The sequence below is a fragment of the Microbacterium sp. zg.Y909 genome (genome assembly GCF_024626565.1).
This window is the reverse complement of the sequence record NZ_JANJFJ010000174.1, coordinates 1-9207: the sequence shown is the minus strand read 5'-3', so window position 1 is coordinate 9207 and position 9207 is coordinate 1. Positions and strand designations below refer to the sequence as shown.

Below are 9207 nucleotides of genomic sequence, written 5' to 3'. Positions count from 1 at the left end.
TCCCGAAGGGGAGCGCGTCGAGACGGGTGACGAAGCCCCCGGCGGTCGCGGTGACGGTGTGGGTCTCGCGGGCGACCGGCAGCGGTGCGTCCGGGTCGCCGTCCTGGGCGCGGATCATGGCACGCCATGTGTCCATCGCCCGGCCGTCGCGCAGCGCCGCTTCGACGTCGGCGTCGGGCTGGCCCGCGAGGGCGAGCATCTCGCGGGCGAGGGCCACGGTGAGCTCGACCACATCGGCGGGGCCGCCGCCGGCGAGCACCTCGACGGACTCCCGCACCTCGTTGGCGTTGCCGATCGCGAGGCCGAGCGGAGTGTTCATGTCGGTGAGGAGCGCAGTGGTCGCGACGCCCGAGTCGGTGCCGAGCGCCACCATCGTGCGGGCGAGCTCGCGGGCCTTCTCGACATCGCGCATGAACGCGCCGCCGCCGAACTTCACGTCGAGCACGAGCGCGTCGGTGCCTTCGGCGATCTTCTTCGACATGATGCTCGACGCGATGAGCGGAATGGCCTCGACGGTGCCGGTGACATCGCGCAGCGCGTAGAGCTTCTTGTCGGCGGGGGCCAGGCCCGAGCCCGCAGCGCAGATGACCGCACCGATGTCGCGCAGCTGCGCGAACAGCTCGTCGTTGGTGAGGGCTGCGCGCCAGCCGGGGATCGACTCGAGCTTGTCCAGCGTCCCTCCGGTGTGACCGAGGCCGCGTCCCGAGAGCTGCGGTACGGCGACGCCGAAGGATGCCACGAGCGGCGCGAGCGGGAGGGTGATCTTGTCGCCGACACCGCCGGTGGAGTGCTTGTCGACGGTCGGCTTGCCGAGGGCGGCGAAGCTCATGCGCTCACCCGAGGCGATCATGGCGTCGGTGAGAACGCGGATCTCGTCGCGCTGCATGCCGTTGAGGAGCACCGCCATCGCGAAGGCGGCCATCTGCGATTCCGCGACGTAGCCGCGTGTGAAGGCGTCGACCATCCAGCGCAGTGCGGGCTCGGGGACGGCGCCCCCGTCACGCTTGGCCCGGATGACGTCGACGGCGTCGAACGGTTCGTTCTCGGTGGTCATCGTGAAACTTCCTCGAGGTCGCGCGGCCCGAACGCGTCGGGCAGGACCTCGTCGATCGTGCGGATGCCGGAGACGGTCTCCAGCAGCATGCCCGGCAGGGCGAATTCATTGAGCAGCTGACGGCAGCGTCCGCACGGCATGATCGTCTGGCCGTCGTTGTTGACGCAGACGAACGCGACGAGCTGGCCGCCGCCGGACATCTGCAGGTCACCCACGAGGGCGCACTCTGCGCACAGGCCCACCCCGTAGGACGCGTTCTCGACGTTGCAGCCGGCCACCACCCGCCCGTCGGTCACGAGCGCGGCGGCGCCCACCCGATACCGGGAGTAGGGGGCGTATGCCCGCTCCATGGCCTCCGTCGCGACGGCGCGGAGATGGTCCCAATCGATGTCGGTCATGTCGATGTCATCCCTTGATGTACGGCTTGCCGGCTGCCGCGGGTCCGCGGATCTGGCCGGCGAAACCGGCCACGGCGATGATGGTGACGACGTAGGGCAGCATGAGCATGAACTCGCTCGGGATCGGCGTGCCCAGCACCGTCAGCAGATTCTGCAGGTTGGTGGCGAAGCCGAACAGCAGCGCCGCGAGGGCGGCGCGGATGGGGTCCCACCGGCCGAAGATCACCGCGGCCAGGGCGATGAAGCCGAGACCCGCGGTCATCTCCTTGCCGAACTGCGGCACCGACACCAGGGTGAAGTACGCCCCGCCGACGCCGGCGATGGCGCCCGCCAGCGACACGTTCCAGAAACGGGACATGTTGACCTTGATGCCGACGGTGTCGGCAGCCTGCGGGTGCTCGCCCACCGCGCGCAGGCGCAGGCCCCAGCGGGTGCGGTACAGGCCCCACGCCACCACGGCGACGGTGATGTACATGAGGTACACCAGGAACGTCTGGTTGAACAGCACCGGTCCGATGATCGGGATATCGCTGAGCAGCGGGATCTCGAGCCGCGTGAAGCGCACGGGCTGGTTGAGCTCGTTCTCGTTGGGCACGAGCAGCGCGCCGTAGAGGAAGCCGGTCAGGCCGGTGACCAGCACGTTCAGCACGACGCCGACGATCACCTGGTCGACGAGGTACTTGATCGCGAAGGCGGCCAGCACGAAGGCGACCAGCACACCGCCGATCATCGCGCCGATCAGGCCGATGAAGGGGTTGCCCGTGACGCTCGAAAGCAGCGCCGCCGAGAAGGCGCCCAGCAGCAGCTGCCCCTCGATGGCGACGTTGACCACGCCCACCCGCTCGCCGATGACCCCGCCCAGCGCGCCGAAGACCAGCGGCACCGAGAGGGAGATCGCCCCGAACAGCAGCCCCGTGACCGGCACGAGTCCGCCCGCGGCCGCCCACACGAGGAAGGCGAACACCCCGAGCACCGCGAAGACGATGACCAGCCACAGCGGCGGGCGGCGGTACGACCAGGCATCCCACGCCGCCCATGCCGTCAGGGCGAGCAGCAGCACCACGAGCAGCCAGCTGGTGGTGGCGGTGGGCAGCTCCACGTTGGGAAGGGCGATCGCCGACGACGCGTCGCCGAGCCGGAAGGTGCTGATCCCGTCGCGGGGGGCGAAGAAGAACAGCGCAGCCAGCAGCACCGTGGCCAGGGCCAGGACGACCGGCACCTTCAGGTGCCGCTCCTTGACCGTGCCGAGCGGGAGGGCGCCGGGGTTCGACGCCGTGGGAGCGAGCGCGCTCATGCGGCCACCGCCTTCTTCGCTGACTTGGCTCGGGCCTTGGCTGCCTTCTCCGCTTCGGTCTTGGGCAGGAAGAACACCGCCCGCAGCAGCGGCGGGGCCGCGATGAACAGCACGATGAGCGCCTGAACGACCAGCACGATGTCGACGGGGATCCCCTGCGCCTGCATCGAGAAGGACCCGGACTTCAGCGCGCCGAACAGGATGCCGGCGGCGAAGGTGCCCCACGCGCGACTGCGGCCGAGGAGGGCGACGGTGATGGCGTCGAAGCCGATGCCGGCGTCGATCGAACCGGAGAAGCCGGTGGTCACCGACCCCTGGATCTGGTTCATCGCGGCCAGGCCCGCCAGCCCTCCGGCGAAGAGCATCGCGTAGACGTAGATGCGCTTGACGTTGATGCCCGCCGCGCGCGCTGCGTGCGGGTTCTCCCCCACGGCGCGCAGGCGCATGCCGAGGCTGGAGAACTCCACGATCCACCAGACGGCGATCGTCGCGATGATCACCATCACGAAGCCCCAGTCCAGCAGCGGGAAGGCAGACCCGAAGAGCTCGGGGAACTGCGCCGTCTCGGGTGTGGCCGAAGTGATCGGCTGGTTGGTGCCCGGCTTCTGCAGCAGGCCGGGCGTGCGGATCATCCACAGCAGCAGGTAGTAGGCGACGTAGTTGAGCATGATCGTGAGGATCACTTCATGCGCGCCCGTGCGCGCCTTCAGCACACCCACGATCCCGCCCCACAGGGCGCCCCCGATGATGCCGGCGAGCATCGTCAGCGGCATGTGCAGCCAGAACGGCAGGTCGAGATTGAAGGCGAACAGCGCCGCGAAGATCGCGCCGACCAGCATCTGACCGCGGGCGCCGATGTTGAACAGGCCCACGCGGAACGCCAGCGCCACGCCGAGTCCGGCGGCGATGAGGGGAGCTGCGAACCCCAGGGAGCTGGTCAAGGGACGGATCTGCGCGGCGAAATCCGCCCCGCGCGGGTTGAACACCGCGCCGCGGAAGAGGGCCTCGTAGCCGCCGTAGACGGCGCTCCAGATCGCGGCGAACGTGTCGCCGGGACGGGCGAAGAAGTAGCCGGCCGCCTCTTGCACATCTTCGTCGGTGAGGGCGATGAGGATGCCGCCGACGACCAACGCCAGCACGATCGCGAGGATCGTGGTGAACGCGCTGCCGCGCAGGAGGTCCTTGATGAAGACGTTGGTGCGCGGCGGCGGCGGAACCTGGGGCTCCCCCGCCAGCGGGCTCTTGACAGGAGGCAGCTGCTCGGGGGGCAGCCCCTGTGTCACGTCGTCGGCACCGGGTGTCGTGCCGGTCATGCTGCCACCTCCGGGTCGCTGGCGCCGGCCATCATGAGGCCGAGGATGTCGCGCGGGGTGTCGCCGGGGACGACGCCGACGATCGCGCCGCGGTACATCACGGCGATGCGATCGGCGAGCGCGGTCACCTCGTCGAGCTCGGTCGACACGACGATCACCGGCACGCCGCTGTCGCGCGTCTCGATGATGCGCTTGTGGATGAATTCGATGGAGCCGACATCGACGCCTCGGGTCGGCTGGGCGGCCACCAGCAGCCGCAGCTCGCGATCGAGTTCGCGGGCAATGACGACCTTCTGCTGGTTGCCTCCGGAGAGGGTCGCCGCGGGAGCCTGCGGGCCCTGCGTGCGGATGTCGTACTCGGCGATGCGGTCGCGCGCGAACCGGTCGAGGGTCTTGCGCATGATCGTGCCCCAGCGCACGAAGGCGCGGTCGGACGAGCGGTCCAGGATGAGGTTCTCGGCGACGGAGAACTCACCCACCAAGCCGTCCTCGTTGCGGTCCTCGGGGACGAACCCCACGCCGGCGTCGAGGATGCCACGCACGCTCCGGCCCACGAGCTCGGTGCCGTCGAGGCTGATGGAGCCTTCGACGCGGCCGGCGAGGCCGACGATGGCCTCGACCAGCTCGGTCTGGCCGTTGCCCTGCACGCCGGCGATCGCGAGCACCTCACCGGGGCGCACGTCGAACGAGACGGCGTCGACGACGATGGCGCCGTGGTGGGTGAGCACGCGGAGGTCGCGCACCTCGAGTCCTCCTTCGCCCAGGCGCGGCGGCTGCTTCTGCACGGTCAGCTCGACCGCACGGCCCACCATGAGGGAGGCGAGCTCGGTGTTGGAGGCGGGGGGGGGGGGGGGGGCGGCGCCCGCGCCCCGGCGCGGTCGGCCCGTCCCCCGCCCCCGCCCCCCCCTCCTTGGGGGGGGCGGGGGGGGGGGGGGGGGGGGGGGGCGCGCCCCCCCCCACGACCGCGCCGAGGCGGATGACGGTGATGCGGTCAGCGACTTCGCGCACCTCGCGCAGCTTGTGGGTGATGAAGACGATCGAGGTGCCCTCGTCGCGCAGCTGACGCATGATCGTCATCAGCTCGTCGGTCTCCTGCGGGGTGAGCACCGCCGTCGGCTCGTCGAAGACGAGCACCTTGGCGTCGCGCGAGAGCGCCTTGATGATCTCGACGCGCTGCTGAACGCCCACGGGGAGGTCGCCCACGGTGGCATCCGGATCGACGTCGAATCCGAACCGGTCGGCCACGGCACGCACGTGCGCGCGGGCGGCGGCGAGGTCGAGCCCACCCAGCCCCTTGGTCGACTCGTGGCCGAGCATGACGTTCTCGGCGACGGTGAACACCGGGATCAGCATGAAGTGCTGGTGCACCATGCCGATGCCCGCCGCCATCGCGTCACCCGGCCCGCGGAAGTGCTGCGGCACCCCGTCGAGCAGGATCTCGCCCTCGTCGGCCTGGTACAGGCCGTAGAGGACGTTCATCAGCGTGGACTTGCCGGCACCGTTCTCGCCCAGCAGCGCATGGATCTCACCGGGCTCCACGGTGAGATCGATCCGGTCGTTGGCGACGAGGCTGCCGAACCGCTTGGTGATTCCGCGAAGCTCGAGCTTCATAACTGCACCCTAATCCAGGAGCCGCTCCGCGCGGAAACGGCTCTCACTGTCCATGGAACATGCTCAGGGGCGAGCAGCGACGTGCGCTGCTCGCCCCGAGCGGACTTCAGAAGGTCACGGGGAGTTCGGCGACTCCACCGTGATGTCGCCCGCGATGATCTGCTCCTGCAGCGCGGCCAGCTCGTCGGCCAGACCCTCGGGCAGCTCCGCCTCGAACTCGTGGAACTCGGAGAGCTTCACGCCCTCGTTCTCGAGCGTCCCCACGTACGGCTCCACGTCGAAGTCGCCCGCGGCGGCCTCGAGGGTGGCGTCGTAGACGGCCACGTCGATGGCCTTCATGATCGAGACGAGGGTCACGTCCGTGACGTCGGGGTCAGCGACTGCCAGGTCCTTGTCGACGCCCACCATGACGACGTCGAGGCCACCGTCGGCGATGGCCGCCGCCGCGCTCTGGTAGATCGGTCCGCCCACGGGGAGGATGACGTCCACACCCTGGTCGAGCACACCCTGCGCCGTCTGCTTGGCGGTGTCGTTCGCCGCGAAGCCACCGGTGAAGAGGCCCTCCTGCGCGGCAGTGTCCCACCCGAAGACCTCGACGGCAGCGCCCTTGTCCTCGTTGTACTTGTCGACGCCCTTCTCGAAGCCGTCCATGAACACGGCGACCGACGGGATCTGCATGCCGCCGAAGGTGCCGACCTTGTTGACACCGTTCTGCGCCGACCAGGCCGCCGCGGCGTAGCCGCCGAGGTACGACGCCTGCGCGGTGTCGAACACGAGGGGCTTGATGTTCGGGGCGTCGGTGGCGCCGTCGAAGTCGTTGTCGGCCCAGTCATCGATGATCGCGTAGTCGATCTCGGGGTTGGCCAGCGCCGACTCGACCGTGGCGGCCGAGAGGTTGAAGCCGACCGAGACGATGAACGTGCAGCCCTCGGAGACGAGCGTCTCGAGGTTCGGCGCGTAGTCGTTCGGGGTGGCCGACTCCATCTCGATGCCCTCGATGTCGAGTTCTTCGAGCGCGCGGTCCATGCCTTCCTTGGCGGCCTGGTTGAACGAACGGTCGTTCCAGCCACCCTCGTCAGAGATCAGGCAGGGCTTGAAGTCGTCTGCCGACTCGGGTGCGGCACTGCCGCCGGTGTTCTCCTCGGGCGCGCTTCCGCAGCCTGCGAGGGCGACGAGCAGCGCAGCGGCGCCGGTCGCGCCGAGGACCTTCTTGGTGGTCGAGATGGTCAAAGCAGCCTCCACGATGGCTCCCGCGGATTTCGCGGCGCCATGTGAAAGTTACCGACTGTTACGCGGTGCCCTTGACCGAATCCGGGCCAGACGGCGAAAGGTTACAAAGACGCAATCATCGCGTCATAGAAACCTCACAAGACATCGCCGCGACCGGTGAGCTTGAGGGCATCCACGACGCCCTTCACCCGCTGCGCGTGCTCGCTCGTGGTGACCAGCAGCGCGTCCTCGGTGTCGACGACCACGATGTCCTTCACCCCGATGAGGCTGATGACCCGCGACGTCTGGCTCACCACGATGCCGCTGGCGGCGTCCGAGAGGATGCGCGCGTTCTTTCCCAGGATCGCCAGCTCGTTGCGCCCGTGGGAGTTGAGCTTGGCGAGGCTCGCGAAGTCCCCGACGTCGTCCCAGTCGAAGTGACCGGGGATGACCGCCAGCCGCCCCTTCTCGGCCGCCGGCTCGGCGACGACGTAGTCGATCGCGATCTTCGGCAGTGCCGGCCACACCCGGTCGACGACGGGGCCTCGGCGGTCCCGGTCGTCCCAGGCCTCGGCGAGCTCCAGCAGGCCGGCGTGCAGCTCCGGTGCGTTCTCGGCGAGCTCTGCCAGCAGCACGTCGGCGCGGGAGATGAACATGCCCGCGTTCCACAGGTACGAGCGGTCGGCGAAGTACTCCTTCGCGGTGTCGAGGTCGGGCTTCTCCACGAAGCGCTCGACGACAGCCGCCTCAGGCGCCCCGTCGACGATGAGCTCGCCGTCCTTCTTGATGTATCCGAAGCCCACCGACGGCTCGGAGGGCTGGATGCCGATCGTGCAGATGTAGCCCTCGCGGGCGACGGCGACGGCCTGTTGCACGGCGAACTCGAACGTCCGCGTGCCGCGGATGACGTGGTCGGCGGCGAAGGAGCCGATGATGACATCGGGCTCGCGGCGCACCAGCACGGCCGCGGCCAGCCCGATGGCGGCGGCGGATTCGCGCGGCTCGGACTCGAGGAAGACGTTGCGGTCGGGGATGCCGGGCAGCTGCTCCTCCACCGCCGCGCGATGCGCGCGACCGGTGACCACCGCGATGCGCTCGGGTCCCGCGAGAGGCTCGAGGCGATCCCAGGTGTCGCGCAGCAGCGTCTGGCCGGAGCCCGTCAGGTCGTGGAGGAACTTCGGCGCGTCGGCGCGCGACAGCGGCCACAGGCGGCTGCCGATGCCTCCGGCGGGGATGACGGCGTAGAAGTTCGCAAGGGGATCTGCCATGAGGCTCAGGCTAGCGAACCGCGGCATCCGTCCCCTGAACATGCTCGATAGGGCCGGCGTTCGTCGCCCGGGTTCGATCCACGGGAATAGGATGGAAGACGCGCCCCTGTGACGCAATGCGGATCCCGCCCCGATCGTGTGAGCGGTCCGCCTCCCCCCTGTCGACCATGGAGGACGAAAGTGGCTGCACCAGCACGCGTCACGCTGTCGGTGAAAGAGACGACATCGAAGACGCCACGCGGCACGCTGTACCGCGGTAACGAAGGCATGTGGTCGTGGGTGCTGCACCGCATCACCGGTGTGGCGATCTTCTTCTTCCTGCTCGTGCACGTGCTCGACACGGCCCTGATCCGGGTGGCTCCCGAGGCGTACAACGCCGTCATGAGCACCTACAAGAACCCGATCATGGGCCTCGGCGAGGTCGTGCTCGTCGCGGCCGTCGCCTACCACGCGTACAACGGGCTGCGCATCATCCTCGTCGACTTCTGGTCCAAGGGCGCCCGATACCAGCGCCAGCTCTGGTGGGGGGTTCTGGCCCTGTGGCTCGTGACCCTGGTGCCGTTCTCGGTGCGCCACCTCTCGATCGTGTTCGCTTCCGGATGGGGAGGCCACTGATGACCGCTGACACCCTCGCCGCGCCCCGCGCGCCGCACTCCACGCCCCGCAAGAAGGGCACGAACCTGGAGAAGTGGGGCTGGATCTACATGCGCGTCTCCGGCGTGCTGCTGGTCGTGCTGATCTTCGGCCACCTGTTCGTGAACCTCATGCTGGGCGAAGGCATCCACGGCGTCGACTTCGCGTTCGTCGCCGGCAAGTTCGCCTCGCCGTTCTGGCAGTGGTGGGACGTGCTGATGCTCTGGCTCGCCTTCATCCACGGCGCCAACGGCATGCGCACGATCGTCAACGACTACGTCACGGGCCCCAGGGCCCGCCGCGTGCTGGTGTGGGCCCTCTGGTTGTCGGCCGGATTGATGATCGTCCTGGGCACGCTCGTGGTGTTCACCTTCGACCCGTGCCTCGGGATCGAGAACAGCACCACCGAGTGGCTGATCGAGAAGTG

8 protein-coding genes and 1 pseudogene are annotated in these 9207 nt (G+C 69.2%); 2 read left to right on the top strand and 7 right to left on the bottom strand.

Features of this window, described 5'->3' with window-relative positions; genetic code table 11:
- From NQ160_RS13100 to NQ160_RS13070, 7 genes and pseudogenes are all read right to left on the bottom strand, one after another.
- Positions 1 to 1054: thymidine phosphorylase (locus NQ160_RS13100; RefSeq protein WP_257515665.1), on the bottom strand; the 1054-nt coding region annotated here is incomplete at its 3' end.
- Positions 1051 to 1452, bottom strand: coding sequence for a cytidine deaminase (locus NQ160_RS13095; protein WP_257515664.1), 402 nt, complete (start codon positions 1450 to 1452; stop codon positions 1051 to 1053). The genes NQ160_RS13100 and NQ160_RS13095, both read right to left, overlap by 4 nt.
- A 7-nt stretch (positions 1453 to 1459) precedes the next feature.
- Positions 1460 to 2746 carry an ABC transporter permease gene (locus NQ160_RS13090; protein ID WP_257515663.1) on the bottom strand — a complete coding sequence of 429 codons (1287 nt, stop codon included), beginning with the start codon at positions 2744 to 2746 and terminating at the stop codon, positions 1460 to 1462.
- Entirely contained in the window at positions 2743 to 4059 is a 1317-nt protein-coding gene (locus NQ160_RS13085; RefSeq protein WP_257515662.1) for an ABC transporter permease, read from the bottom strand. The genes NQ160_RS13090 and NQ160_RS13085 overlap by 4 nt, the downstream gene beginning before the upstream one ends.
- Positions 4056 to 5670, bottom strand: a pseudogene (locus tag NQ160_RS13080) (ABC transporter ATP-binding protein). The gene NQ160_RS13085 and the pseudogene NQ160_RS13080 overlap by 4 nt, the downstream one beginning before the upstream one ends.
- Before the next feature lie 114 nt (positions 5671 to 5784).
- Positions 5785 to 6900: a BMP family lipoprotein gene (locus tag NQ160_RS13075; protein WP_257515661.1), complete on the bottom strand. Its 1116-nt coding sequence runs from the start codon at positions 6898 to 6900 to the stop codon at positions 5785 to 5787.
- Positions 6901 to 7034: 134 nt separating this feature from the next.
- Positions 7035 to 8147 (bottom strand): mannose-1-phosphate guanylyltransferase, encoded by a 1113-nt coding sequence (locus NQ160_RS13070; RefSeq protein WP_257514884.1) that lies wholly within the window; start codon positions 8145 to 8147, stop codon positions 7035 to 7037.
- A 180-nt stretch (positions 8148 to 8327) separates the two neighbouring features.
- Here NQ160_RS13070 and sdhC point away from each other — a divergent pair, with 180 nt between their 5' ends.
- On the top strand, positions 8328 to 8762 hold the full coding sequence (gene sdhC, locus NQ160_RS13065) for a succinate dehydrogenase, cytochrome b556 subunit (RefSeq protein WP_257515660.1): 435 nt from the start codon (positions 8328 to 8330) through the stop codon (positions 8760 to 8762).
- Positions 8762 to 9207: succinate dehydrogenase hydrophobic membrane anchor subunit (locus NQ160_RS13060; protein WP_257515659.1), on the top strand; the 446-nt coding region annotated here is incomplete at its 3' end. The genes sdhC and NQ160_RS13060, both read left to right, overlap by 1 nt.

Coding starts and splice junctions, on each gene's coding strand:
- NQ160_RS13090 (WP_257515663.1), bottom strand. CDS start 2,746: ATGAGCGCGCTCGCTCCCACGGCGTCGAACCCCGGCGCCCTCCCGCTC.
- NQ160_RS13085 (WP_257515662.1), bottom strand. CDS start 4,059: ATGACCGGCACGACACCCGGTGCCGACGACGTGACACAGGGGCTGCCC.
- NQ160_RS13095 (WP_257515664.1), bottom strand. CDS start 1,452: ATGACCGACATCGATTGGGACCATCTCCGCGCCGTCGCGACGGAGGCC.
- NQ160_RS13070 (WP_257514884.1), bottom strand. CDS start 8,147: ATGGCAGATCCCCTTGCGAACTTCTACGCCGTCATCCCCGCCGGAGGC.